General features: G+C 54.6%; 25 protein-coding genes. 10 read left to right on the forward strand and 15 right to left on the reverse strand.

What is annotated here, in order from left to right:
* The 3 genes from pdxA (at position 1) to M0646_RS05350 (ending at position 2305) form a co-directional block, all read left to right on the forward strand.
* The gene (gene pdxA, locus M0646_RS05340) at positions 1-1026 is read left to right on the forward strand and encodes a 4-hydroxythreonine-4-phosphate dehydrogenase PdxA (RefSeq protein WP_149818831.1); all 1026 of its coding nucleotides are present in this window, start codon (positions 1-3) and stop codon (positions 1024-1026) included.
* Positions 1027-1111: 85 nt separating this feature from the next.
* Positions 1112-1435, forward strand: a complete 324-nt coding sequence (locus M0646_RS05345) for a DUF1825 family protein (RefSeq protein WP_286649937.1) — start codon at positions 1112-1114, stop codon at positions 1433-1435.
* Positions 1436-1447: 12 nt separating this feature from the next.
* Positions 1448-2305 carry an aminotransferase class IV gene (locus M0646_RS05350; RefSeq protein ID WP_149818835.1) on the forward strand — a complete coding sequence of 286 codons (858 nt, stop codon included), beginning with the start codon at positions 1448-1450 and terminating at the stop codon, positions 2303-2305.
* Positions 2306-2316: 11 nt separating this feature from the next.
* Here M0646_RS05350 and M0646_RS05355 read toward each other — a convergent pair whose 3' ends face one another.
* Positions 2317-2943: a hypothetical protein gene (locus tag M0646_RS05355; protein ID WP_286649938.1), complete on the reverse strand. Its 627-nt coding sequence runs from the start codon at positions 2941-2943 to the stop codon at positions 2317-2319.
* 34 nt (positions 2944-2977) lie between these two features.
* Positions 2978-3628, reverse strand: a complete 651-nt coding sequence (locus M0646_RS05360) for an exopolysaccharide biosynthesis protein (protein WP_286626919.1) — start codon at positions 3626-3628, stop codon at positions 2978-2980.
* A 112-nt stretch (positions 3629-3740) separates the two neighbouring features.
* Between M0646_RS05360 and M0646_RS05365 the strand changes: the two genes are divergently transcribed.
* Positions 3741-4103: a DUF6464 family protein gene (locus tag M0646_RS05365; RefSeq protein WP_149818841.1), complete on the forward strand. Its 363-nt coding sequence runs from the start codon at positions 3741-3743 to the stop codon at positions 4101-4103.
* 76 nt (positions 4104-4179) lie between these two features.
* Here the strand turns inward: M0646_RS05365 and M0646_RS05370 are convergent, their stop codons facing one another.
* Both M0646_RS05370 and M0646_RS05375 read right to left on the reverse strand, forming a co-directional pair.
* Positions 4180-6708: a glycogen/starch/alpha-glucan phosphorylase gene (locus M0646_RS05370; RefSeq protein ID WP_286626920.1), complete on the reverse strand. Its 2529-nt coding sequence runs from the start codon at positions 6706-6708 to the stop codon at positions 4180-4182.
* A 128-nt stretch (positions 6709-6836) separates the two neighbouring features.
* The gene (locus M0646_RS05375; RefSeq protein ID WP_286626921.1) at positions 6837-7577 is read right to left on the reverse strand and encodes a hypothetical protein; all 741 of its coding nucleotides are present in this window, start codon (positions 7575-7577) and stop codon (positions 6837-6839) included.
* Between the two features lie 130 nt (positions 7578-7707).
* On the opposite strand from M0646_RS05375, the gene M0646_RS05380 reads away from it, so the two are divergent.
* Both M0646_RS05380 and M0646_RS05385 read left to right on the forward strand, forming a co-directional pair.
* Entirely contained in the window at positions 7708-8649 is a 942-nt protein-coding gene (locus M0646_RS05380) for a MoxR family ATPase (RefSeq protein WP_286626922.1), read from the forward strand.
* The gene (locus tag M0646_RS05385) at positions 8646-10091 is read left to right on the forward strand and encodes a DUF58 domain-containing protein (protein ID WP_286626923.1); all 1446 of its coding nucleotides are present in this window, start codon (positions 8646-8648) and stop codon (positions 10089-10091) included. The genes M0646_RS05380 and M0646_RS05385 overlap by 4 nt, the downstream gene beginning before the upstream one ends.
* Here M0646_RS05385 and M0646_RS05390 read toward each other — a convergent pair.
* Both M0646_RS05390 and M0646_RS05395 read right to left on the reverse strand, forming a co-directional pair.
* Positions 10088-10303 (reverse strand): hypothetical protein, encoded by a 216-nt coding sequence (locus M0646_RS05390; protein WP_286626924.1) that lies wholly within the window; start codon positions 10301-10303, stop codon positions 10088-10090. The genes M0646_RS05385 and M0646_RS05390 overlap by 4 nt on opposite strands.
* Before the next feature lie 164 nt (positions 10304-10467).
* Positions 10468-10728 carry a hypothetical protein gene (locus M0646_RS05395; protein ID WP_206199935.1) on the reverse strand — a complete coding sequence of 87 codons (261 nt, stop codon included), beginning with the start codon at positions 10726-10728 and terminating at the stop codon, positions 10468-10470.
* A gap of 426 nt (positions 10729-11154) precedes the next feature.
* Here M0646_RS05395 and M0646_RS05400 point away from each other — a divergent pair, with 426 nt between their 5' ends.
* The gene (locus M0646_RS05400; protein ID WP_286649939.1) at positions 11155-13845 is read left to right on the forward strand and encodes a CHAT domain-containing tetratricopeptide repeat protein; all 2691 of its coding nucleotides are present in this window, start codon (positions 11155-11157) and stop codon (positions 13843-13845) included.
* Here M0646_RS05400 and M0646_RS05405 read toward each other — a convergent pair.
* Both M0646_RS05405 and M0646_RS05410 read right to left on the reverse strand, forming a co-directional pair.
* A complete protein-coding gene (locus M0646_RS05405) occupies positions 13842-14999 on the reverse strand; it encodes a DUF58 domain-containing protein (protein WP_286649940.1) in 1158 nt (385 codons plus the stop codon). The two genes, M0646_RS05400 and M0646_RS05405, sit on opposite strands and share 4 nt — an antisense overlap.
* Positions 15000-15013: 14 nt before the next feature.
* Positions 15014-15487, reverse strand: a complete 474-nt coding sequence (locus M0646_RS05410) for a co-chaperone YbbN (protein ID WP_226972021.1) — start codon at positions 15485-15487, stop codon at positions 15014-15016.
* A gap of 17 nt (positions 15488-15504) precedes the next feature.
* Between M0646_RS05410 and M0646_RS05415 the strand changes: the two genes are divergently transcribed.
* Positions 15505-16293 carry a hypothetical protein gene (locus M0646_RS05415; protein WP_286626928.1) on the forward strand — a complete coding sequence of 263 codons (789 nt, stop codon included), beginning with the start codon at positions 15505-15507 and terminating at the stop codon, positions 16291-16293.
* A 74-nt stretch (positions 16294-16367) separates the two neighbouring features.
* On the forward strand, positions 16368-17426 hold the full coding sequence (gene recA, locus M0646_RS05420) for a recombinase RecA (RefSeq protein WP_149818857.1): 1059 nt from the start codon (positions 16368-16370) through the stop codon (positions 17424-17426).
* Here recA and M0646_RS05425 read toward each other — a convergent pair.
* Both M0646_RS05425 and M0646_RS05430 read right to left on the reverse strand, forming a co-directional pair.
* Positions 17393-17932, reverse strand: coding sequence for a GNAT family N-acetyltransferase (locus M0646_RS05425; RefSeq protein ID WP_286626929.1), 540 nt, complete (start codon positions 17930-17932; stop codon positions 17393-17395). The genes recA and M0646_RS05425 overlap by 34 nt on opposite strands.
* Position 17933: 1 nt before the next feature.
* The gene (locus M0646_RS05430; protein ID WP_149821693.1) at positions 17934-18800 is read right to left on the reverse strand and encodes a tetratricopeptide repeat protein; all 867 of its coding nucleotides are present in this window, start codon (positions 18798-18800) and stop codon (positions 17934-17936) included.
* Between the two features lie 226 nt (positions 18801-19026).
* On the opposite strand from M0646_RS05430, the gene M0646_RS05435 reads away from it, so the two are divergent.
* On the forward strand, positions 19027-19296 hold the full coding sequence (locus M0646_RS05435; RefSeq protein WP_149818861.1) for a CD225/dispanin family protein: 270 nt from the start codon (positions 19027-19029) through the stop codon (positions 19294-19296).
* On the opposite strand, the gene nagA is transcribed toward M0646_RS05435, so the two are convergent.
* From nagA to M0646_RS05460, 5 genes are read right to left on the reverse strand one after another with little or no spacing between them, the layout of a single operon-like run.
* Positions 19267-20415 (reverse strand): N-acetylglucosamine-6-phosphate deacetylase, encoded by a 1149-nt coding sequence (nagA, locus tag M0646_RS05440; protein WP_286649941.1) that lies wholly within the window; start codon positions 20413-20415, stop codon positions 19267-19269. The two genes, M0646_RS05435 and nagA, sit on opposite strands and share 30 nt — an antisense overlap.
* Complete coding sequence (locus tag M0646_RS05445) at positions 20412-20645, reverse strand: ferredoxin family protein (protein ID WP_149818865.1); 234 nt, start codon at positions 20643-20645, stop codon at positions 20412-20414. Before M0646_RS05445 ends, nagA begins: the two co-directional genes overlap by 4 nt.
* A gap of 50 nt (positions 20646-20695) precedes the next feature.
* A complete protein-coding gene (locus tag M0646_RS05450; protein WP_286649942.1) occupies positions 20696-22327 on the reverse strand; it encodes an ATP-binding protein in 1632 nt (543 codons plus the stop codon).
* A 3-nt stretch (positions 22328-22330) separates the two neighbouring features.
* On the reverse strand, positions 22331-23578 hold the full coding sequence (locus tag M0646_RS05455) for a D-alanyl-D-alanine carboxypeptidase (RefSeq protein WP_286649943.1): 1248 nt from the start codon (positions 23576-23578) through the stop codon (positions 22331-22333).
* Positions 23579-23585: 7 nt separating this feature from the next.
* Positions 23586-23792 (reverse strand): DUF2839 domain-containing protein, encoded by a 207-nt coding sequence (locus M0646_RS05460; RefSeq protein WP_286626933.1) that lies wholly within the window; start codon positions 23790-23792, stop codon positions 23586-23588.
* Positions 23793-23956: the final 164 nt, after the last annotated feature.

Raw genomic sequence — 23956 nt, forward strand, 5'->3', positions numbered from 1 at the left:
ATGTCCCTTGCCCTCACCCTTGGGGATCCAGCGGGCATTGGCCCAGAAATTCTCCTGAAAGCCCTAGCTCACCTGCCCTCAGAAATGTTAGGGCAGTTTTTTATTGCTGGTACAGGCCAAGTATTAGAGGAAACGTACGCTCGCCTCTGCCAGCAGGGACAGGTGGCCATTGATCCTGCCCAGCTTCGGATTTGGGAGCATCCCCTCGATGCGGTGATTGTGCCGGGGCAACCGAGTGTGGTGAGTGGGGCGGCGAGCTTTGCCTACTTAGAAACAGCCATTCAGCGGGCGATCGCTGGCGAGGTGGCAGGCATTGTGACGGCACCGATTTCTAAGGCCAGTTGGCAGGCGGCAGGCTATGCTTTTCCCGGTCAAACAGAAGTGCTGGCTCACTTTACAGGAACCGCCAACGTGGGCATGGTGTTCTTGGGGCGATCGCCCGTAACCAACTGGGTGCTGACCACTTTACTCGCGACGACCCACATCCCCTTGCAAGAGGTGCCCAAAGCACTGACCCCCGAACGCCTCAATGAAAAACTCGCGCTCCTTGTGCAGTTTCTGAGGGAGCGACGGCATCTGGAGCGGCCTCGCATTGCCATTGCTGGCTTGAATCCCCACAGTGGTGAGCAGGGACACTTAGGCCAAGAGGAAGTGACTTGGCTGATTCCATGGCTCGCAGCAGCCCAGCAGCAGTATCCCCAAGTTGAACTGATTGGTCCTGTGCCCCCTGATACCCTCTGGATTGGAGCTGCCGATGCGTGGTGGGGACGCCCTGCCCCGGCAACTGCCTACGATGCCTACCTCGCGCTTTACCATGATCAGGGGTTGATTCCCGTGAAGATGCTCGCTTTTCGGGAAGCGGTGAATACGACGATTGGCTTGCCCTTTATTCGCACGTCCCCGGATCACGGTACGGCTTTTGATATTGCGGGTACAGGGATGGCAGACCCACAGAGTTTTCTGGCGGCGATCGCTTGGGCGCAAACCCTGAGTGAAGGATCGGTTTTCCCTCTTCCCCCCGCCTAAAGTGCCTTTGATAGAATGCAACTAGATAACAAACCAAACGGTCAAGCGTTGGCATTTGGGTTGTTGCTGTATCGGGCAGAGTCATATGGGATTCTTTGATTCAGAAATTGTTCAACAGGAAGCACAACGCCTGTTTCAGGACTACCAGCAGTTGATGCAGCTTGGCTCCGAGTACGGCAAGTTTGACCGCGAAGGCAAGAAAATTTATATCGAAAAAATGGAAGAACTCATGGAGCGCTACCGTATTTTTATGAAGCGGTTTGAGTTGTCCGATGACTTCATGGCGCAGATGACCATCAAACAATTGGAGACCCAACTCAGCCAGTTTGGTATGTCTGCCCAAACCATGTTTGATCAAATGCATCAAACCCTTGAGCGCATGAAAGCCGAAGTGGAACGCCAACCCTAGGGGAGAGGGCGAGTGTTGCTCTGCAATTTGGATGGGGTGATTACGCCAGAGGCCTCGATTTCTGTTCTTGATCGCGGGTTTCTCTACGGCGATAGCGTTTATGAAGTGATGCGTACCTACCGCGGGATTCCCTTTGCCTTACCAGAGCACCTCGCACGGTTGCGTGCTTCAGCGGCCTATCTCTACATGAGCGTGCCGTGGTCTGATGAGTACATTACCCAAGAAGTGCAACGCACCTTAGCGGCTGCCCCAGCGGGAGAATATTACATTCGGATTGTCGTGACCCGTGGTAGGGATCGCCGCATTGGGCTATTGCCAGAACCAACGACCCAGCCCAGATTATTGATTGTGTTGATGGCGATCGCCCCCGAACCAACATTGAGCGAACAGGGAATTTGCCTGACCATTGCCAAGCGGCAACGCACGAGCACTGCTGCCCTTGATCCAGCCGCCAAAACGGGCAATTACCTCAACAATATCTTGGCGCTATTGGAAGCGCAGCAAGCTGGGTTTGACGACGCCCTGCTTCTCAATGCCCAAGGGCAGATGACCGAGGCCACGACCAGTAACCTCTGGATTGTCCGTGAGGGTGTGGTCGAGACACCCCCCACTGCTGTTGGGATGCTCCACGGAATTACGCGAGCGACGCTGTTGCAGATCGTTGCAAACTTGGGCATGCCCCATCGGGAAGTGATTCTCACCCCACAGGAGCTAGCGAGAGCCAGTGAGGGCTTTCTGAGTTCATCGGTGCGCCTGCTAATGCCGATTCGCCAAGTGGATGAGGTGATCTTTCCCGCCTGTCCAGGGCCTGTGACCCAAAAGTTATGGCAGGAATTATTAACAGTGATGGAAAAGGCGACTCTGGCCTAGATACAGTCCTTTTAGCGAAGTCCTTGAGTTGGGAACATGACGGGAATATTGGGATTCACCCATACTTGACAGTCGAGTTCGGTACTGGCTGGGAAAAAAGGAATCGGGTTGCCTGCGGCATCGGTGACTTCTGGCAGGTATTCAAGGGGTAGGGCATCAAATTGACAGGTGTAGGCACCATAAATGACCTGCCGGCGATCGCCCGAAGGGCGCGCTGCGCGATCGCGCAGGATCAACTGATAACCAAAGCTGCGACTGGCATTGCCCAACTGATTGATCAGGGCAAAACGCCGTAAATAGGGCAGGCGTCCCCAAGCAGACGGCGACACAAAGGCTTCAACTCTACCCCCCGGCGCTGTGATGGCCGGAAAAGCCTGCCAGCGCTGAATCACCCCATCCCCAAACTGCTGCACTGCCCACCAGAGGCTGGGTACCGTTAAGCCCACTGCCGAGGGTTGCTCACTCACCACGACTTGTTTTTCATTGACCGGCAGCGCGATCGCCCCCGCAACCGCTGGCGGTAAGTCTTCTGCCGAGGTATTGGCGGCTGTTTTGAGGGGCTGCAACCCTAATAGCGCGATCGTCCCCACGGCACTCAACCATCGGCCACAGGACTTGGGAGGGGATAGGGTTCTCATTTGCTTTGAGTCGGGAAGGAGATTACCTCCTATATTACGGATGCAGCCAAGCCTTCAATACATCGAGGAGACTATTCCCCCCCCACGCAAGGGCAACCAGAATGGAGGTGGTCACCGCTAAGCCAATCAGAGAAATAGCCACCCCTGCCAGACTAATCAAACCATCGTCATCCAAAAGACCAAAGCCAATCGTAAAAATGCCCATCGCTGGAATGGTGTTGGTGCCGGGAATGGGCAAAATCATCGAGATTGCCATCAGTGACACGGCAACTCCCAAGCCCAAACGTCCGCCTCGGGTCGTGCAAATGGGGCGCAAGCGGGGACGGGAGATCAATTCAATCCGCCGCAGCCAAGGCAAAGCTGTGCGCACAATCTTTTGAATCTGGGATCGCGGCATCGTGCGCTTGAGCAGCCGCGGGGGTAACCAAGGGGTTGAGGCACCCACGAGCAATTGCCAGCCCAACAGTAACAGCACAATGCCAAAAGGGGTGGAGTAACCGGGGGCTGGAATAGGCAGCGCCGAGGGCAATGAAAGTACAGCCAGCAAAAAGCCGAAGGTTCGCTCTCCCGCCAACTGCAGAATATCCCCCAAGGACACCAGTTGCTGCGTTAACACCTCGCCATTGCTGGGGCTGGGCACAGGACTCAAAAAGGCACGTTCGAGGTCAGTGGACAGTTTTGCCATAAAAAATTACGGGAGGTGGAAATGTTGCCACTGCTAGGATACGATAGATTGATCGTTAGTTATGCCCAACACAGTTGACAGGCGATCCTAAGGCCGCGATCAACCTGAAGCCATGGCAACCCCATCTGACTTACCGACAGAGTTGCACCTGATCAACCCGCGGCGATCGCTGGGTCATGTTTATCTCGACTGGACACCCCAACCTGGTTGCCATGTGGATCATGAAGGGGAAACCTATACCGTGTTAGAACGCCGTCATCGCTACCGGTTTCGTGGCGGACGTTATCAGCTGGAAAAAATTGCCCTCTATGTGCAGCACAGCGATACTACCAGCGATCGCCATCTCGTCAATGGACAGTGGGTGATTGGAGATCCCACCTGCCGCTGGAATGCGCTTTCACCCTTGTTGCGGTGTGCTGTGAACCCTCAAGGCTCCTGCCAAGACTGTCGAGATTACCAGCCTCGAGAACCTTAACGTTTTGCTGCGAAAAACCCCCTCGCGCAGAGGGGGAGCATCAGGGTGATTTCAGATTGAGCCAGAGACGGCCAGCCTACTGCACAGCGGGCGTCATATAGGAGGTTTCCGGTAGAACAATTTTCACCGGTTCAACGTGCCAGATGTCTTGGCAGTACTCGCGAATGGCGCGATCGCTAGAAAATTTGCCCATCCGTGCCACATTCAGAATCGACATTTTTGCCCATTGGGCTTGATCTTGATAGACCTGAAGCACCTGTTGATGGCAGTCCATGTAGCTTTGGTAGTCTGCCAAAAGGCAATAGCGATCGTTTTGCCAGAGGTGTTCCACAATTGGGCGAAAGAGTTCCGTATCCCCATGGGAAAAGTAACCAGAGCCGATGAGGTCAAGGACTCGCTTCAGTATCGGGTTATTATTGGCAAACTCCCACGGACGGTAGCCGTTACGCCACAATTCCTGCAATTGCTCCACCGTATTGCCAAAGAGGAAGAAGTTTTCTGCTCCTACTTCTTCGCGAATCTCCACATTGGCACCATCGAGGGTGCCAATCGTCAGCGCCCCATTGAGGGCAAATTTCATATTCCCTGTGCCTGAGGCCTCGTAGCCCGCTGTTGAGATTTGTTGGGAGAGATCCGCTGCGGGATAGACCCACTGTCCCAGAGTCACATTGTAGTCGGGTAAAAAGACCACCTTCAGGCGATCGCGCACCGCTGGATCACGGTTAATCACGTCGGCTACCGAGTTGATGAGCTTGATGATTAGCTTGGCCATGTAGTAGCCCGGCGCCGCCTTACCGCCAAAAATAAACGTTTGGGGTACCATCTCCAGTTGCGGATTGTCCTTCAACATCTGATAGAGGGTGATGATATTGAGGACACACAGGTGCTGCCGCTTATATTCGTGGATGCGCTTCACCAAAATGGAGAAGAGGGAGTGGGGATCCACCGTTACTCCCACGCGATCGCGAATGTATTCCGCAAGGCGTTCCTTGTTTCCATGCTTCACCGATCGCCACTGAGCCGCAAAGTCGCGATCCTCTGCCAAGGGTTCCAATCGCCGCAGTTGATCCAAGTGCTTCACCCAATCTTCGCCAATGCGTTCGGTAATCAGGCGAGTTAATCCGGGATTACTGAGCACCATCCAGCGCCGAGGGGTGACGCCATTGGTTTTATTGGAAAATTTCTGCGGCGTCAGTTCGTAGAAATCCTTGAGCACCGTTTGTTTCAAGAGTTCTGAGTGCAGCGCCGCCACTCCGTTGATGGCATGACTCCCCACCGCTGCCAAGTGTGCCATGCGCACATAACGACAGCCACTTTCATCAATAATCGACAGCCGCCGTAGGCGATCGTTATCCCCCGGATATTGCAGGCGCACCTGATCGAGGAAGCGTTGGTTAATTTCGTAGATAATTTGCAAGTGGCGGGGTAGTAGTGAGCCAAAGAGATCTAGCGGCCATTTTTCCAGTGCCTCGGGCAAGAGGGTGTGGTTGGTGTAGGCAAATGTCTTGCAAGTAATGTCCCACGCCTGCTCCCAAGGCATGAGATGCTCATCCACTAACAGGCGCATCAGTTCTGCCACTGAAATTGCCGGGTGGGTATCATTCAACTGCACGGTGAACTTCTCGTGGAAGCGACTGAGATCCTTATTCCCCGATTGCTTGTAGAGGCGGATCATGTCCTGAAGGGCACAGGAGCAGAAGAAATATTGCTGCATCAGCCGCAGTTCTTTGCCCTGCAATTGCTCATCGTTGGGATAGAGCACCTTGGTGATGTTTTCCGAGGCAATTTTTTGGTTGACGGCACCGTAGTAATCGCCCGTGTTAAAGGCTTGAAAGTCAAAGGACTCCACCGCCTCTGCCCGCCATAGACGCAAAAGATTGGCGGTATTCACCTTGTAGCCCAAGATTGGGGTGTCATAGGCTACCCCTTGAATCACTTGGTGGGGTTCCCAAACGACCCGATAGCGACCCTGATCATCGGTGTAGCTATAGGTATAGCCGCCAAACTTCACCTGCAAAATCAACTCTGGTCGCGGAATTTCCCAAGGGTTGCCGTAGCGTAACCACTTATCCGTAATCTCAACTTGCCAGCCATCGCGAATCTCTTGGTCAAAGATGCCGTACTCATAGCGAATGCCGTAGCCAATGGCGGGGATTTCCAATGTGGCGAGGGAATCCATATAGCAGGCGGCCAAGCGACCCAAGCCACCATTGCCCAAGCCCGGCTCTTCCTCCTGATCCAGCAGTTCCTTGAGGTTCAAACCCGTTTGCCGCATGGCTTCTTCAACGGCCTCATAGAGTCCGAGGTTAATCAGGTTATTGCCGAGGTGTGGCCCTAGCAAAAATTCGGCGGAGAGATAGCAAACAGTGCGGCTTTCTTGATCTCGATAGGTTTTGGCAGAATTCAACCAGCGCAACAGTAGGCGATCGCGCACGGTGTAGGCCAAGGCCAAGTAGTAATCATTTTTCGTCGCCACTTCGGGGAATCGCCCTTGGATAAAGAAGAGATTATCCATAAAGGCGCGGCGCAGCGTTTCAATACTCGTACCGGTGCGATCGTCTTCCGTCAGCACCGTGGGACAACCGGGCGGAATGAGACTGGTCATTGTGGGAATCCTCGCAAAGAATTAACGCGATTAGTAGTCAGCCCTTCCCTTCTGTTCTACCGCGATCGCCAAGGATTCCCCGCTAAGTACAGAATCTCTTTACCAGCAGGCCAGCCCTTCCCTAGCGTTTATTGACTGTGGGGGAGCAGTTGGCAGGTGAGTTCTTCCTCGGTTTCTGAGGGATCTGGTGGGGCAACGGTGGGTGGGGTAGTGCCAAGGGTCATGTCTGGGGCGGGGCTTTGTTGATAGCGTTGATAGAGCGTAGTCAGCAGTTTGATCAGGCGATCGCCGCCACTGGCATAGAGAGGGTCATCGGGCAAGCGCGCCAAAGCAGCGGCCATCTGCGTCTGCAAGATCTCTAAATCCCCATAGCGGCGGGTCAGCCGTTGCAGTAAATCAATGAGGGTAAACCGCTCTAGGCCTTGAGCATGCACCGGTTTAGTGGTCAACAGAGCGGCCACAAGAAGCTTCATCTGCAGGGGGGTACAGTAGCGAGTGACTTCCAAGCGCAAATCGTAGAGATCGGCGGTGCTGAGGGTTGGCGCCTCGATGGTCAGTGTGGCCGTTGGGGATTGGGTGTAGAGGGGCACCAAAATTTGCAGGAGTGCTGCTGAAAGAATCTGGTAGGCTGGTGCTTTGTTGAGACTATTGACAATGGCCGTTAGGCGTTGTCCCAAAAGGGTGGGGGTTTTCAGCTGCTCAAGGATTTGGATCACGGCCTGTTGCACATCGCTGACGGTCCACGGCGGCGCTTGAGTCGGCCATTGATTTTGCTGCAGGGCATACAGTAGCTTAAAAAGACGACTGTGCTGCGGATGCTGGACGATTTGTTGGGCAGCGGTGGCAATTGGAGAAGTTGTTGTCGTCACAGGTTTGCCAAAAGTCCCTCGATCTGTATTCTAGCCAATTTTCCTAGACGATAATTTATTGATTGTCATCAAGGGGAGATTGTCAAGACCTCTGCTAGCATTGGGAGAGTTTAGCAGTAACAGAACGCGTGTGAAAGAGCTTTTTCATCGCCTGCAGCAGCGTCTCAATGAGATTGTTGTCGGTCAAGGGGCGATCGCCCAAGGGTTGGTTGTGGCGCTCCTCGCCGAAGGCCATGTCATCCTTGAGGGGGTGCCAGGAACTGCTAAAACTCTCCTTGTGAAGCTCCTCGCTCGCCTGATTGCAGCGGAATTTCGCCGTATCCAACTCACTCCCGATGTCCTCCCCGCCGATATTCTCGGTACGAGTATCTTTGACTTTAACAGTCGCACATTTCGCCTGCGCAAGGGGCCAATTTTTACCCAAGTGCTGCTGGCGGATGAAATTAACCGCACACCGCCTAAGACCCAAGCGGCTCTCCTCGAAGCCATGGAAGAACGGCAGGTAACCCTTGACGGCACCACTCTGCCCCTCTCGGGTTTATTTTGGACAGTGGCCACCCAAAACCCCTTGGAATTTGAAGGGACGTATCCCTTGCCCGAAGCCCAACTGGATCGCTTCCTATTTAAGCTAGTCGTTCCCTACCCAGAGCCAACCTCAGAACGGCAAATGCTTGAAAATGCCCTTGGGGGCTTTGAGGCGCGGGATCTCGATCAACTCAATTTGGAGCCGTTGATTACCGTTGAGCAAGTTTTGGCAGCACGGCAGCAAGTGCGGCAAGTCCATGTGGCGCCTGCGGTGCTGGATTATCTGTTGGCCTTGGTGCAGGCCAGTCGTCAACATCCTGAACTGCTGTTGGGGGCTTCCCCACGAGCGGCAGTGGGCTGGTTACGCGCCACCCAAGCCCAAGCGTGGTTAGAGGATCGCGCCTATGTTACCCCTGAGGATGTGAAGGCGATCGCCACCCCGCTACTGCAACACCGCTTAATCCTCAAGCCCGAAGCCCAGTTAGACGGCACCACGCTGCCCCAAGTGATCCAAGGTATTCTCGCGAAAGTTGCTGTTCCTCGATGAAAGCACCTGCCAGTTATCAGTTTGGTCGCCATCGCCCCCGCTGGGTGCCCACGGTTCGCTTCTATGGCCTCTTGCTGCTGGGGCTTCTCTTTCCAGTGCTGACCAGCTTTCTGCCAGCAGAGCTATGGCCGATCGCCGAGGCGGTTCCCCAAGGGAAGTTGCGGGAATGGTTGCACCACTGGCCTCTGGGGCTGGGATGGCTCCTGATGGGACTGTACGATCTGTTCATTTTCGGCCTGTCCCTGTGGGACTATATCCGCATCGGTCGCTGGCAACTGACCCTCGATCGCGCCTGTGAGTCACGGCTCTCCATTGGTCGGCAAAACCCGATTCGCCTCAGGCTGCACACCCGTGGTGAGGTTTCCTTGAATGAGCAGATCTGGGTTGAACTCTACGACTATATGCCTGCTGAGTTTACGGGTGAAATCCCCTACTTTGCCTTGGCGGCCTCAGCCCAGAGGACGTTGGAATTGCTCTACCATGTGTTTCCACCGCGACGGGGTGCCTTTCAATGGTCAGGCTGCGATGTGCGGCTGCGCAGTTCTTGGGGCTTGGCGTGGCGACGCTGGTTTGCACCCGTTGTGACTGAGGTGGAAGTCTATCCCGATTTGATGGGCTTGCGATCGCTCTCGATTCGCCTCAGTTTAGAATCCAGTGGCAGCTTGCGGCGGCGACGCTATGCCTTGGGGGGCACCGAGTTTGCCGAATTGCGGGAGTACCATCTGGGGGATGATCTGCGCCTCATGGACTGGAAAGCGAGTGCCCGCCGCGGACGGCCTCTTGTGCGCGCCATGGAGCCCGAACGGGATCAACCCCTGATCATTCTGCTGGATCGAGGCCGCTTGATGACCGCTACTGTCGCTGGTTTGAAACGCTTTGACTGGGGCTTAAACGCGGCATTGGCACTGGCGCTGACGGGCTTGCGACGGGGGGATAAGGTGGGCTTGGGGATTTTTGATCAGCAACTGCACACGTGGATTGCGCCTCAAAGTGGCGATTCCCATCTGGGGCAGATTCTAAGTCAGGTGTATCGCTGTGAACCCATTCTCGAAGAATCCGACTATGTGGGCACCGTCAGCGCGATCTTGGGACACTATACCCGCCGTGCCCTTGTGGTGGTTCTTACAGAAGTCATTGATGAGGTGGCTTCCCAAGAACTCCTCGCAGCCATGGCTCGCCTCACGCCGCGTTTTCTACCCTTCTGCGTTGCTTTGCGCGATCGCTACATTGAAACCCTTGCCCACCGCCCCTTCACAGGCTCCGTAGATCAAATTTCCAGCCTCTACGAGCAAGCCGTCGCTCTCGATCTCCTGCACCAGCGCCAGCGCGCCTTTGCCCACTTGGAGCAACAGGGGGTTCTTGTCCTTGACGCGCCTGCGGATCAAATGAGTGAGCAACTGGTGGATCGCTATCTGCTGCTAAAAGCCCGTGGTCGCCTCTAGGGTTGGCTAGCCTCGATCACACTGGTATTCCTTGGCTCCTGTAATGGCCGTAGGGGCGGGCGATCGCCCGTTGATGTCGCTAGGGGAAGGGGTGTCGGGGTCTGCGTCAGCCCACAAGTTGCCCGCAAACGCGCTTGCAGGAGTTGACTCACCACCTGACGTCGAATAAATTCTTGTTCAATTGCTGGGGGGACTGAACGTTGCAGTTCCATAGGTTGCCTCGAATTCACCGTTGTTCACGGCGACACAGGCTTCCGTGCGCTTCCCACACCCACATTCAACCGGTCATAGGCCTCACCTCGATCTTAACGGCGATCGCCCACGATTGTAAAAATGACTACCAAAATGCAGTGGGATTTGTGGGGATTTCCTAACACTATTGCAACGGGGATACATTCGGGGATTGAGGTGATTCCCATTTCTGCTGGCAAAACTCGTGGATCACCTTACCGCCATGAATAATCACATAGAGCGTCACTCCACTGAGGACAAAAGGCATGATCTTCTCGAGCCAAGGAAGATGGCAACCGAGGCGGGTCAGGACAAGGGCAAAGGCATCATCTAAAAGGCTAATCAACAAAGGTAGCAATTGTCTTAGAAGGGTAAGAATCTCTGGTAAATAACCATCACTATCCATAAAAATACTCTCGGCTGAGTTGACGCAGAAAATCACCTAAAGAAACATTGATCAGTTGGGATGATTGGTGAGTGGAAATACTTCATAGGCACTTCATTCTCATCAATACAAATAAAGAATTGAAAAATGAATCACACTTCTTTACAAATTGATGACCTTTAGATAAGCTTACCCTAACTGCGATTGTTGTTTTTGCTAGTGTTCCCAAGAATAGCCGAAAACCCTGTCCGTCAGGCATTAAGGCTGCTATTGCTATTGCTAAGTTCGGTTGAAAATGAGAGATTGTCGTGAGTTGTTAACAACCGTAACACTTCTATTATAGGCAACGCCTAGGGGTTAGGGGATAACTGTAATTTGTCGTTACATTGGAAACACATTCTGACGCTTGGCTGTCTAGGATAAAGAAGCAGCAGCGGCAGGTGCTTTATGAGACAGATGTCGGGTCATCGGTGTTGTTTTGCGCTTCTGTTGGCGATCGCCACAACCACAGGATTTTACCAGCGGGGACTCGCACAAAATGAAGCCCAACAGTTGCGCGATATTATGCAGCGGTTGGACGCCCTACAACAGCGCTATAGTGCCGCCGTCAGTGAACTAGACGTGATTCGCAAAACCTCTTTTGGCGGCGATAGTAATCATGTCATTGCCCTCACAAATCAGATTGAGCAGTTGCAAAAACAGGGGAATTATGGCGCAGCAGTGGCACCCTCGCGGGAATTGGTGGCGATCGCTGAGCGGGTTTTAGGTGCCCATCACCCCACTGTGGCTGCAACTTTGAATAACCTTGCTGTCACCTACAAGGAACTGGGCAACTTTAGTGAGGCGATTCCCCTCTATCAGCGCAGCTTAGCCATCCGTGAACAAGCCCTTGGCGCCAATCATCCCGATGTTGCCACCAGCCTCAATAACCTCGCCAACCTCTACACCGATCAAGGCAACTACGGTGAGGCCCTGCCTCTCTATCAACGCGCCCTTGCCATCCGTGAACAAGCCCTTGGCAAGACCCATCCCGATGTGGGCTTGAGTGTGCACAACTTGGCAGTGATGTACCATTTGCAGGGCAGCCTAACCACAGCCTTGCCCCTCTACCAGCGCAGTCTGGGTCTCCTCGAACCCGCCTTAGGGGCAGAACATCCCTTGGTGGCAACGGTGTTGAATAACCTTGCCGAACTCTATCGTGCTCAGAGCAATTATGGCGCGGCGCTTCCCCTTTACCAACGCAGTTTGGCGATCCGTGAAAAGGTACTGGGGACAGATCACCCCGATGTTGCCACTAGCCTCAACAACTTGGCTGAACTCTATCGGGTACAGGGGAATTATGGGGCGGCGCTTCCCCTCTATCAACGCAGTATTGCCCTGCGGCAGCGTACCCTCAGTGGCGAGCATCCCTATTTGGCGCTAAGTCTTGCCAATTTAGCCAAAGCCTACTGGGCGCAGGGAATGATCAACGAGGCCTTAACGGCTCTCAACCGCGCCCTTGAGATTGAAGAGGTCAACCTCAGCCGTAACCTCGTGGTTGGCTCCGAGGAATACAAGCGCAACTATCTGGCCACGTTTCAAGACTCCACCAACACCGCCATTTCCTTCCATTTACAGGGGAGTTCCCAGAATCCAGCAGTGGCCAACCTCGCCTTGACTACCATTTTGCGCCGTAAAGGTCGGTTGTTGGATGTTTTAGCGGCAACAGCCAGTCGCCTACGTAATCAACTGGATGCCTCGGGGCAGCAGCAACTGGATGAATTAATTCGTGTGCGAACACAGATTGCTAGCCTCACCTTTGTACGCGATCGCCCACCGCCGGCCAGCCAAATTAGCCAACTCGAACAGCGTGCTAACCAACTGGAAGCGCAACTGGTGAGTCAAAATGTCAGCTTCCGTTTAGACGTTACCCCCGTCACCCTCAGTGCGGTGCAGCAAGCGATTCCCGCCAATGCTGTGCTGTTGGAGTTTATCCAGTATGTGCCCTACAACCCGAAAGCCAACCGCTGGGAAGCCCCCCGCTACGCCCTCTATGCCCTGAAAAATAGGGGTGCTCCCCAATGGCGTGACTTGGGTACCGTCGCTGATCTCGATACGGTCATTAAGGCAGCACGCCAGCGGATGGCGGATCCAAGATTGCCCGCTACGGTAACGAAGCCCTCTTTGAAGGCGGCCTATGAGCGCCTCTTGGCTCCTCTGGAACCCTTCCTAGCGGGCAGTACCCATCTGCTGGTGGCTCCCGACGGTCAGCTCAATACTCTCTCCTTTGAGGCCTTGGTGGATCGGCAGGATCGCTATCTGGTGCAGTCCTATACGATCACGCTGCTCACCTCAGGACGCGACTTGCTGCGGCTGCAACAGCGGGTTAAACCCGCCAATCCCCCCTTGGTGGTGGGTAATCCCACGTTTAGTCAAGGGAGTGGTCGTGCTGTGGCAAGTAGTCAGCGGGGAGTGAACCCGCGATCGCTGGATTTGCGCAGCCTGACATTTACGGAGTTACCCGGAACCGCCACGGAGGTGAAAACCGTAAGCACGCTCTTGCCCCAAGCGCAGATCCTCACGGGCAGCAGTGCCACCGAAACTGCCATCAAACAAACGCAGCGGCCGCGGGTACTTCACCTCGCCACCCATGGATTTTTCCTAGAGAGTCCGCCGCTATCTCCCCAAGTCCTGCAACATACCCGTGGTCTCAATGCCAATACTCCCTTTAGGGGGGAAAATCCACTGTTGCGCTCCGGCTTGGCCTTGGCGGGTTTCAATCAACGGCAGAGTGGGGTGGATGATGGCGTGTTAACGGCTTTTGAAGTCACCGGCATTAACCTTGATGGTACCGAGTTAGTGGTGATGTCCGCCTGTGATACGGGGCGCGGCGATATTCTCAATGGCGATGGTGTCTATGGCTTGCGGCGAGCCTTTACCTTGGCGGGGGCGCGTACCCAAGTGAGTTCCCTCTGGAAGGTGGATGACACCACGACCCAACAACTGATGGTTGCCTTTTATCAAAATCTAGCGGCTGGCAAGGGACGCAGTGAGGCTCTACGGCAAGCGCAGTTGCAGTTAATGAATGACCCCAGTAAGCAAATTCCCTATTTTTGGGCTGCCTTTGTTAGCAGTGGTGAGTGGCGCCCGCTGCCCTAAGACAGGGGGTAGCTGACAGGGGTTTGTAATTGGCTGCCGAGGGGGCGATCGCGATCAATCCACAGAAGTGCCCCTTGCCGCCGTGAGGGTGGCTCTCCCCAGAGCACAGTGATACTGCCGGGGGGCAAAGGTTCAGGGCTAGGCCATTGACTGGTGAGCCAGACAAGGGAATCGATGGGATACTCAGCATCGGTGTCGCTGGGGGCGATCGCTGCTAGGGCCCGCAGTACCGTTGGCTGACCGTGGAGCATCCCCGTGGCGGGACTCCAAAACTGGACAGGAATTTGCTGTTGCAAACTGTAAAGGTAGAGGCTAGCCGCCGCAATCACCGCCTGCTCAAAGTCCTCCCCAATCCAATGGGGACGGGTATCCAAGGCAATGGTCACCGCATTCCCACCGCTAAAGGTGTCAAACTCGCGTACCCGCAGTTCGCCATAGCGAGCACTGGTGCGCCAATGGACTAAACGCAAAGGATCACCCCAGCGGTAGGGACGTAAGGCACGGGTGATGCCCTCTTGGGCAACGTGAAGATGATGCTGGCGATCGCGCCACTCTTGGGAAATCTCTTGCCCCAGTTGATCCAGCAAAGGACACTGTTGTAATTGCAGAACTTGCGGATAAACCACCACCTGCTGCGGTACGGGAAATGCGCGCTGACACCAAAAGAGGCCCAAGGGGGCAGCGGTGCGGAGGATTAGCTGCGACCACTCATAAATGCCCCGACGGGGTGGGATCAGATCGTAGTGCCAAGGAATGGTTTGCTGCGGTGGCAGTTCCGCGATTGCCTGTTGGGGACATTTTCTCTGGGTGGCTGACCATAGATCACGGGGAACGGGGTCAATCACTTGCAAATTGTGGCGAGGCGTTTGGGTGGCATTGGTCAGAAAGACGGTCAGGCGTAGGCGATCGCCCGCATGAACTGGCGCCACCTTGGCTCGCTCCAGCACCAATCCCCGCAAATAGCGCGGCGGTAGAATCGCCGCCACCAAGAGCAGACCAAAAATGATCCCCGTAATCACGTACAGCCAACCCGCCATCGAATTAATGGCTGCCGCAAAAAGAAAGAGATTCATGCCCAATAGCAGCAGTCCCGCGTAGGCGGGGGTCACCCAGCGTTCCTCTAAAAACTGACTGAGGCGACGCAGCTTGGCCATCGCAAATTCTCGCCTTAGGAGCGGTGGGACTCAGCGGGCAAGAGGCTAGGAAAGGAGTAGGCAAGCAGTTGCTGCAAGGCTTGACGAAAGTCCCCCTTGACAAGGGCGGGATCAAACCGCTGCACCAATTCGCCGCGATCGAAAAAAAGAAGGGTTGGCAGACTCGTCAGTTGGAAGTGACGACTGAGGGCAAAGTTTTCATCAGCATTGATCCTGAGAATTTGCAGCCGGTGCGGCAGTGACTGCTCCAGTTGATCCAGCAGGGGATCAATGAGGCGGCACAGGCCACACCAAGGGGCCCAAAAATGCACGATCACAGGCACGGGGGCACTGCGAATTTGCCGCTGGAATCCTTCAATATTAAATTGCTGAATGCCCTTCACGTTGTTATCTCGTTTTGTCTTGGGATCATGGTAGCAGTCAGCGGCGGTTTTGCAGCAGCCATTTGCGGCGATCTGATGCCGTAGGATCAAAAATAGTTTATCCAATCGATTGGCGTGCCCAAATGACCCCCAAGCCCACCCTTTGGCAAAAACTGTTCCCCCTGCTGTTACGGGAAACGATCGCCACACTTCAGGGGATCAGTGAACTGCTGAGCAAGGCCACAGCGCAACTCAAGAAGGTAGCCACACAACGGGCGATCGCCCCAGAGCAGCTGAATCCCGAACGTTCATGGGTCGGTCGAGGGGCAGCCCTATGGTGGCAGGGAATGGGCTGGGTGCAGCAACGGCTGCCGAACCATCTCCAGGAGCGGTATAACCGCGCTACTCTAACTGGGATCGCGATCGCCCTACTCCTCATTTTGCTCTGGTTGAATCCCCTCAGTTGGCTGCAATCTCCTCGCCAGCCAACGGTGAAAGCAACCCAGCGTCCCCAACCCAGTGTCCTTGTGCAACCCCGCCCGGCACCCACACCCATGGCAGCAACACCCGCCCCAATACCTCAGCCGACACCAACACCCACTCCGTCACCAAGGGCGATCGCTCCTTCCACCTTCGTCAGTGACAGCCTCACCGTCCGCCAGCAATTGCTGGCCCTTTGCGATCGCTACAGCAACGCCCTTGATCCCACCCTGACCCTCACCCCCAGCGAACAGCGCTTGGAATTGATGCTGGCCAACAGTTGGTATGATCTCAGTCCTACAAAGCAGGATCAACTAGCCCAGAACCTTTGGCAAACTGCCCATGACTTGGGGTATCAGACCGTCATTGTGGTGGATACCGAAGGTCACCTGCTTGTCCGCAATCCGGTGGTGGGTGATAATGCCATCGTTGTGCGTCGCAAGCTGATCTAACTCACCCCCGCAGCTTAAGCCATCAATTTCGCCAATCCGCTAACCTAGAAAAGTGCCAACTTCTTCAGCTTGCTATGAGTGACACCACCCTTGCCTCCGAAAAACGCAAAGCCCTTGAGCTTGCCGTCTCCCAAATCGAACGCAACTTTGGTAAGGGCAGCATCATGCGCCTTGGGGATGCCACCCGCATGAAGGTGGAAACCATCTCTAGCGGTGCCCTCACCCTTGACCTTGCTTTGGGGGGTGGACTGCCGAAGGGGCGGATCATTGAAATTTATGGCCCTGAAAGTTCGGGGAAAACCACCTTGGCACTTCATGCGGTGGCCGCAGTCCAGAAAGCCGGTGGTGTAGCTGCCTTTGTCGATGCTGAACATGCCCTTGATCCCACCTATGCGGCTGCCCTCGGCGTGGACATTGAAAACCTACTGGTGGCTCAGCCAGACACTGGGGAAACGGGTCTAGAAATTGTTGATCAACTGGTGCGCTCGACAGCCGTAGATATTGTGGTGGTGGACTCCGTTGCGGCCTTGGTGCCCCGCGCTGAACTGGAAGGGGAAATGGGCGACAGCCATGTGGGGCTGCAAGCGCGCCTCATGAGCCAAGGCTTGCGCAAAATTACCGGTAATATTGGTAAAACAGGCTGCACCGTGATTTTCCTGAACCAATTGCGGCAAAAAATTGGTGTCACCTACGGTAACCCAGAAACGACGACGGGGGGAACTGCCCTCAAGTTCTATGCTTCAGTGCGCCTAGATATTCGGCGGGTGCAAACTCTGAAGAAGGGAACGGAGGAATTTGGGATTCGCGCCAAAGTCAAGGTGGCCAAAAACAAAGTGGCGCCACCCTTTCGCATTGCTGAGTTTGACATCATTTTTGGTAAGGGCATTTCCAATCTCGGCTGCATTCTTGATATGGCCGAGGAAACCGGTGTGATTAGCCGCAAAGGAGCTTGGTATTCCTACAACGGCGAAAATCTTGCCCAAGGCCGCGACAACACAATTAAATATATGGAGGAGAACCCTGCCTTTGCCCAAGAGGTCGAACAGCAGGTGCGGCAAAAGCTAGACCAAGGGGTAGCCGTCTCTGCCAATACGGTGACTCATACCCACGAGGAAATGGCTGACGAGGAATAGGGGCGATCGCCCGCGAGGGACTTCCGTAGGAGCAATTTCCGCTCTCCCCAAAAGGTGAAGCCTTCCTCAACGACTGCAAAGCCACAGCGGGCGTATAACTGCTGCGCCGCTTGATTGTGAGCAAGGACGTGCAGATAGAGATCGCAATAGGCGGAGCAAAGGCTGCCCTCAACAGTGTGTAATAGCCGCCGACCAATGCCACGCCGCCGGTAGTCCGGATGCACCGCCAAATTGGAGAGATAAGGTTTGGATTCACCCTTGATCTCACGGAGCTGCATTTCCACACTCCCCACACATAGAGCAGATTGACCTGTGGATAGGAGGGCTAGCCAACAGTGGTAGTGGGGACGCTCGCGCTGCCAGCGATCGCGCAAATCCTGCTCCATCCCCAACTGGACAAAGCTGCGCCAAAGGGCTTGCCACCCTCCCCCTGGGTGAAAACTCAGTGCCACGAGTTGAGCCACACTGGGCAGGTCGGTGATCTCTGCCGCACGAATCTCAATCATTCTAGGGCTGAGGAAGGACAGATTGCTCAGGTTGGAGTTGGCTCAGCAGTGCCCGCAGAGGGGGCTTGGCCAATAGGGTTTGCGTATCGGCCACTAGGCGATCGCCCCAGAGGTTTTCCCGTTGAAACTCCACCGTGCCATAGCGGCTATCGAGGCGCAGGGCTTCTTCCGCCAGTTGTAGTGCTCTTGCTTCATTTCCCAGTTGCAACAGGGCTGTGGCCAAAGCCAGTTTCGGTTCGCTTGCCTTGGGGTCAATGTCTGCTGCCTGTTCCCAGTTCTTGGCTGCTTGACGGATATTGCCTTGTTCATAGAGCACGAGGCCAATGTTGGTATAGGCTGGCCAAAACTGACGATCCAAGCGCAATGAGCGGCGGTATTGCTCGATCGCCCGATCCTTTTGTCCCAATTTGAGATAGGCATTGCCAAGGTTGAACCATTCCTCTGTGGCATCGGGTTTCAGTGCCAATCCCTGCTCGATCGCCCGCACTGAGGCTCCATAGTGCCCTAGGCGAAAATGGGCAGAGCCTAAGTTGAAATAAGCCCCCGGATTTTTATCATTGAGTTTCAAAGACTGCTCTAGGGCTGGCACTGCATCCTTGGGTTGATTGACCGTGAGGTAGAGTCCCCCCAGTAATGCCCAAATTTCGTGGGCTTGGGGTGCCAACTGCACTGCTAGCTTGGCTCGCACCAACGCCTCTTGAAATTGCCGAAACTGTGCCAGTTGTAGGGCTTCTTGAGCCACAATAAAGCCATTTTGCTCCATCTCCTTGGCATTGAGTTCAAGGGTGCGCGGTAACACCACCTGTGCCGTTGCCAGACTGCCACTCAGGAGAACAAGACCCAGACTCAGGGTTAAACGGGCAAGCATTTTAGGCACGATCAATTTCCGTGTTGCAAGCTAAGTGAATTCCTCTTTAGTTTGCCATACCCTACCGACGTTTGCGGTGACTGAGGGCAACTCTTGACAAAAGTGGAAGGGAGATGATTGCCTTTAGAGAAAAAATAGGCTAGCCTGTGCTTATTCAAAGATCGCTAATCAATTGCTGTCAATTTTTTAAACCCTATTCAAACCTGATTTTTAAGGAAATTTAACAATGAACCCTTCAAATGAAAACATTCCTAACTACATGGTTCCAGCGATTCTGTCCACGATTTGCTGCTGTTTGCCTTTCGGTATTGTCGCTATTATTTTTGCTGCCCAAGTCAATTCAAGGTTAGCAGTCGGCGATCGCGCCGGGGCGTTGGAGGCCTCAAACAAGGCCAAGCTATTTACTTGGATTTCGGTGATTGCGGGATTGCTCGGTGGTGCCCTTTATGCGGTACTCATGGTGCTCTCAATCATGGCTGAGCAAGGGGGGATGTAGCTCGCTGGGCAGTCGTTCATAGTGGTGGGGCGATCGCCAGCGCAGAAGATGGGTCACCGGCTGCTGTAGGAGTTCTGTCGTCAAACCGATGGCGCGGCGAGGATTCACCGTTGCTAGGGTCAACGCTGCTTCAAAATCGCAAACTCCCCAATCCACTAGGCGTCCCACCATTGCCAACAGCGGCACAGTGGTGCCACAGAGGGTGCCATCAGCCAGTCGTGCCGTACCATTTTTCACTGCAATCTGCCGCTGATCCCAAGGATAGACCCCATCGCCTAACCCCAGCGGAGCAAGGGCATCACTCACCAAAAACAGGCGATCGCCCGCGCACTGCCACAACACCTTCAGCATTTGCGGATGAACATGCACCCCATCGCCAATCACGCCACACCAAACGCGCTGATCTGTCAAGGCTGCTGCTAACAGTCCCGGCTCGCGATGATGCAGAGGGGGCATGGCATTAAAGGCATGGGTGATCATTGTGGCACCGGCATCAAAAGCCGCCTGCGCTTCCTCCACTGTGGCTAAAGAGTGACCTAAACTCACGGTAATTCCCAAGCCACGTAAGTAGGCCAGAACCTGATTAGTGGCATCCAGTTCCGGTGCTAGGGTAAGAATACAGACCGAGCGGCTAAACTCTGCTAGAACCTGTTTAACCGCTTCAAAAGTCAAGGGTTGCAGATACTGCTGGGGGTGTGCACCCCGCTTCTGGGGATTGAGGAAAGGCCCCTCTAAATGCACACCTAAGATTTTGGCTTCAGACTCTTGCGCATTGGGCGCGTATTCGTGGAGCACCTTCAAGGCAGTGTGAATTTCCGCGAGGGGAGCAGTCACAATCGTCGGGGCGTAGGCATCAATCCCCTCTTGCCAAAGATAGCGGCCAATTTTTGGCAGTGGTTCGGTGGTCTTTAACCAAGGAAAGGGAATGCCCAAGGCACCGTTAATTTGCAGATCGACGCCCCCAAGGGAGAGATAATCGCCGCCGAAGTCCAGCACCTCAGAGCAATCGGGGGGAATCAGGTCAGTGCCGATCGCCGTCACTTTGCCATTCGTGAGTTGTACCTGTTGCAGGCGATCGCTCCCCAAAAGCCGCACGCGATCGAGCCAATAAACACTCATGGGGTGGTGGGGGTTAATTGCAGATCAGGGCGTTCTTCAGGCACAATTGCCCCCTCCACAGGACACACTTGCAAACAAATGCCACAGTCAATACAGGTGGCAAAATCAATCCAGAACCAATCGGTGCCCTTGGCATTTTTCCCCGGTCCCGGATGAATACAGGCCACCGGACACGCCTCAACGCAATCGGCAACCCCTTCGCAGGTATTGGTGACAATGGTGTGCGCCACAGTGTTCTCCTCACTGAGAGTTGATTCAGGATCAATTCTAAAGCTCTAGGCTAGATCCCCAGATCTGACTTCGCCGCTTGAGCCGCCTCCAATAACATGGGTGTAGGGAGTTCCTCCCAATCGCGATCGCCGATCTCGGCATAGAAGGTTTCGTCATAGCTGCGGGTTTGGATCACCACAGGCATCGGCACCGCATGACCCAGCACAAGCGCCTGTTGTTTAGAATCCAGCTTGGCCAACACCGATCGCAACTGCTGCGAACCCGCCACCCCCGTGAAAATGGCCTCAATGTCCTTTTCATCGTTAAGGAGTGCGGTGATGCGGGTGCCAATTTGCGACATGATCTCGCTATCAATGCCCGAAGGCCGTTGATCAACAACGAGGAGCGTGACAAAGTACTTGCGCATTTCGCGGGCGATCGTCCCAAAAATCGTTTGCTTCACCGTGGCCGGATCCAAGAAGCGGTGAGCCTCCTCAATCGTGATTACCAGTTGACGCGGGCGATCGCTGGGATTTTTGGTTTGCAAAAAAATCTCCGACTGCTGCACATAGGCTTGGTGGATGCGGCGGGCAATAATATTCGTCGCCAGCATATAGGAGAGCATATTGGCTTGGGAGCCAAACTCAATCACTACGTGGTGGCCGGCAGCGAGGGTCTCCAAAATTTGGCCAATGTAGTTCTTAGCACAGGTATTCCGTAGGTACTTCAGTTGTTCCAGCCGTGTCAGTTTGCGTTGCAGCGCCATGATCGAGGCTTTGCTGCCCATCTTCGTTTCGCAAAACTCCTGAATCTCCTGATTGGTCATCACCAAGAGGCGACTAATCCAACCCTTGCCAAACTCATTGCGCAGAATAATTGCATTTTCAAGGCTGGCCTCCGAGAGGTTCAGTTCCGCTTGCACCAAGGCCAAGTCCTCCACCTCAATTTGATCAAAGCCAATGTAGAGTTCTTGGGCATCGCGCACCCCTCGCCGTTGGGTGGATTCAGGGTCAAGCGTATAGATCTTGACTTGGCGGGGAAACAGTTGCCGCAATCCCTTAACGGTACTCAGTTGCTTGCCTTCACGGGTGGCTTCCCAACCATACTCCGAGTGCATATCAAAAATCAAGTTCACCGCCGCCTGTTTGCGGATAATTCCCGACAGCAACAGCCGCGTTAAAAAGGACTTGCCAGTACCCGACTTGCCAAATACGCCATTGCTGCGCTCGACAAAACGATCCAAATCCAAGCAAATGGGCACCTGCATATCTAAGGGAGTGCCAATGGCAAAGTTACGCCGCTGCGGATCGTCCTCCCAGCCAAACACGGCGCGAAAGTCCCGCTCACTGGCTTCATAGACGGGACTAAAATGGGCAGGGATGGTTTTTACGGGCAGTAAATCCTGCTCATCGTTGAGGATCATCAACATCGGTGCCACACTCAGCGTCGCAAACGTGCCCGTACCCGCCAGTACCTCCTGCAAAAAGGTATCCTCAAGGGCGGGGGGATTGAGCAGAATGCGGGGATTGGCCGTACCAAGCACGACATCCGTCAGCAGACAAAAGAAGCGCGATCGCTGGCCTTGCACCACCAAAAATTGGCCGACCCGCAGTTCTTCAACAGAGACGCTGCCACTGAGCCGCACTTCGAGGCCTTGACTGAGGGAACCTTGGACAACAATTCCCAGTTGTTGAGCCGTCATTGCCTATTGAGCGGTCACGAGTTGGATGCGTTGCGGGTCGCCAAACCGCGGAGCAGGGGCTTGGCTGTGGAATTCAGCACCCGGTCTTGGCGTCGCTTGTAGCGTTTGACTCAAGTGCTGCACATAGCGATCCTGTATCTGCCGAAACCCTTCTAGGTTGCCACCGCCATTGAGAAGCGCAAAGCAGACGGTGCCGTATTTTGCTGTGGGTAAGACGCCAACCAACGCACTCACATTCCAAAGAGACCCCGTTTTTACTAGGGTTGCCGCCGGTAGTTGACGATACTCTAACGTACCGCGATCGCGCCCCGCCATGGGTAGCACATCCGCCAAACTGTGGTTTTTCTGAGCGAGCATCTCCTGAAGCGCCAAAAGCATCCCACACGCCGCCCGGGGAGAAATGCGATTCTTCTCCCCCAGACCTGAGCCGTTGATCAGTTGAATTTCACTGGGGGGTACATTGGCTTTACGGGCGGCCACTTGAGCTACGGTTGCAGCACCCCCTGCCATTTCTGCTAGGGTTTCCGCAATCTCATTATTACTGTAGATATTCATTTGCCGCACAATTTCCCCCAAGGGGAGTGAGCGATGCTCGAGGCGCAGGGTAACACTCGCAGGGATCGTGCTTTGGAAGCGTGTTTCACCCGTCATCGTGACTTGGGGGCGGGGTTGTCCCTTGAAGTGCTGTTCATAGGCCGTTTGAATTTCAGGCGTCCAGCGGCGGTGATCTAGGGCGAGTTTGAAGAGCGCTGCGGCGGTCTGGGGTTCAGGGTAAAAGTTCATCATAAAAGGGGGAACGATGACTAGATTCCCCTGTACTTGGCGAATGCCCAAGCGATTGAGGGCATTACCGATGGCGATCGCCTCCTCCCAGATAAAGAGGGGATCATTGCCGCCAATCAAGACCAAGTCCCCCCTGAGAACACCATTTTGCAGCGTGCCTGTGGTGCCGATGCGAGTCAGAAACTGATAGTCAAAGGGGTATTTATCTAGAGCCGCCAGACTGGTTGCCACTTTGGTAACAGAGGCAGCGGCAAGGGGGCGATCGCCCTGGTGGTTGACCAATAACTGGTGGGCACTTTGAACCCAGATGCCCTGTTGATTGGGAGAAAAACCCTCCTGTGCCAATGTTTGCAGGTAGCGATCGCGATACTGATGCAGCGCAGCCTCATAGGGAAATATCACTGCTTTTAACGCCTCAAAGCGCGGTTGTCCCCAGTACCATGCCAATGCTGCCAACAGATCCAACATGCCAGTTCTAATTCACTGTCAATTCCCACCATCCCAAACTGGGGCCAATAAAGCGAACCGTGAGCCAAATGACTACCAGCAGGCCAATCCCTACCCAGGTACCCCGCGTTACCCACTTCTGGATTAGCAGCAGTTGCTCCTTCCGGAGCCAGCCCCCCTTTTCTTGACCGTAGCCCTCACCAAGGGTTTCCTTGCGCCGTTTTGCCTCACCCATAGTTGCCGCTCAAATGGTTACAGTCCTTATCCTAGACGCTTTTAGGAAGCGATCGACCCCCTTAGACTCGATCCTAGACACACTACGCCAAACTCCGCTAGCTTCTGCAAAATCCTATGGGAAAAATGGGGCGTCCTCAGCAGACCAAGTGGACCACAGCAAAG

The sequence above is a fragment of the Thermosynechococcus sp. B3 genome, from assembly GCF_030323045.1.
In the GTDB taxonomy this organism is placed as follows: domain Bacteria; phylum Cyanobacteriota; class Cyanobacteriia; order Thermosynechococcales; family Thermosynechococcaceae; genus Thermosynechococcus.

Bases quoted from the DNA above. Each gene is read 5' to 3' on its own strand.
- pdxA (WP_149818831.1), top strand. From the start codon at position 1: ATGTCCCTTGCCCTCACCCTTGGGGATCCAGCGGGCATTGGCCCAGAA.
- M0646_RS05345 (WP_286649937.1), top strand. From the start codon at position 1,112: ATGGGATTCTTTGATTCAGAAATTGTTCAACAGGAAGCACAACGCCTG.
- M0646_RS05355 (WP_286649938.1), bottom strand. From the start codon at position 2,943: ATGAGAACCCTATCCCCTCCCAAGTCCTGTGGCCGATGGTTGAGTGCC.
- M0646_RS05360 (WP_286626919.1), bottom strand. From the start codon at position 3,628: ATGGCAAAACTGTCCACTGACCTCGAACGTGCCTTTTTGAGTCCTGTG.
- M0646_RS05365 (WP_149818841.1), top strand. From the start codon at position 3,741: ATGGCAACCCCATCTGACTTACCGACAGAGTTGCACCTGATCAACCCG.
- M0646_RS05370 (WP_286626920.1), bottom strand. From the start codon at position 6,708: ATGACCAGTCTCATTCCGCCCGGTTGTCCCACGGTGCTGACGGAAGAC.
- M0646_RS05385 (WP_286626923.1), top strand. From the start codon at position 8,646: ATGAAAGCACCTGCCAGTTATCAGTTTGGTCGCCATCGCCCCCGCTGG.
- M0646_RS05390 (WP_286626924.1), bottom strand. From the start codon at position 10,303: ATGGAACTGCAACGTTCAGTCCCCCCAGCAATTGAACAAGAATTTATT.
- M0646_RS05395 (WP_206199935.1), bottom strand. From the start codon at position 10,728: ATGGATAGTGATGGTTATTTACCAGAGATTCTTACCCTTCTAAGACAA.
- M0646_RS05400 (WP_286649939.1), top strand. From the start codon at position 11,155: ATGAGACAGATGTCGGGTCATCGGTGTTGTTTTGCGCTTCTGTTGGCG.
- M0646_RS05405 (WP_286649940.1), bottom strand. From the start codon at position 14,999: ATGGCCAAGCTGCGTCGCCTCAGTCAGTTTTTAGAGGAACGCTGGGTG.
- M0646_RS05415 (WP_286626928.1), top strand. From the start codon at position 15,505: ATGACCCCCAAGCCCACCCTTTGGCAAAAACTGTTCCCCCTGCTGTTA.
- recA (WP_149818857.1), top strand. From the start codon at position 16,368: ATGAGTGACACCACCCTTGCCTCCGAAAAACGCAAAGCCCTTGAGCTT.
- M0646_RS05425 (WP_286626929.1), bottom strand. From the start codon at position 17,932: ATGATTGAGATTCGTGCGGCAGAGATCACCGACCTGCCCAGTGTGGCT.
- M0646_RS05430 (WP_149821693.1), bottom strand. From the start codon at position 18,800: ATGCTTGCCCGTTTAACCCTGAGTCTGGGTCTTGTTCTCCTGAGTGGC.
- M0646_RS05435 (WP_149818861.1), top strand. From the start codon at position 19,027: ATGAACCCTTCAAATGAAAACATTCCTAACTACATGGTTCCAGCGATT.
- nagA (WP_286649941.1), bottom strand. From the start codon at position 20,415: ATGAGTGTTTATTGGCTCGATCGCGTGCGGCTTTTGGGGAGCGATCGC.
- M0646_RS05450 (WP_286649942.1), bottom strand. From the start codon at position 22,327: ATGACGGCTCAACAACTGGGAATTGTTGTCCAAGGTTCCCTCAGTCAA.
- M0646_RS05455 (WP_286649943.1), bottom strand. From the start codon at position 23,578: ATGTTGGATCTGTTGGCAGCATTGGCATGGTACTGGGGACAACCGCGC.
- M0646_RS05460 (WP_286626933.1), bottom strand. From the start codon at position 23,792: ATGGGTGAGGCAAAACGGCGCAAGGAAACCCTTGGTGAGGGCTACGGT.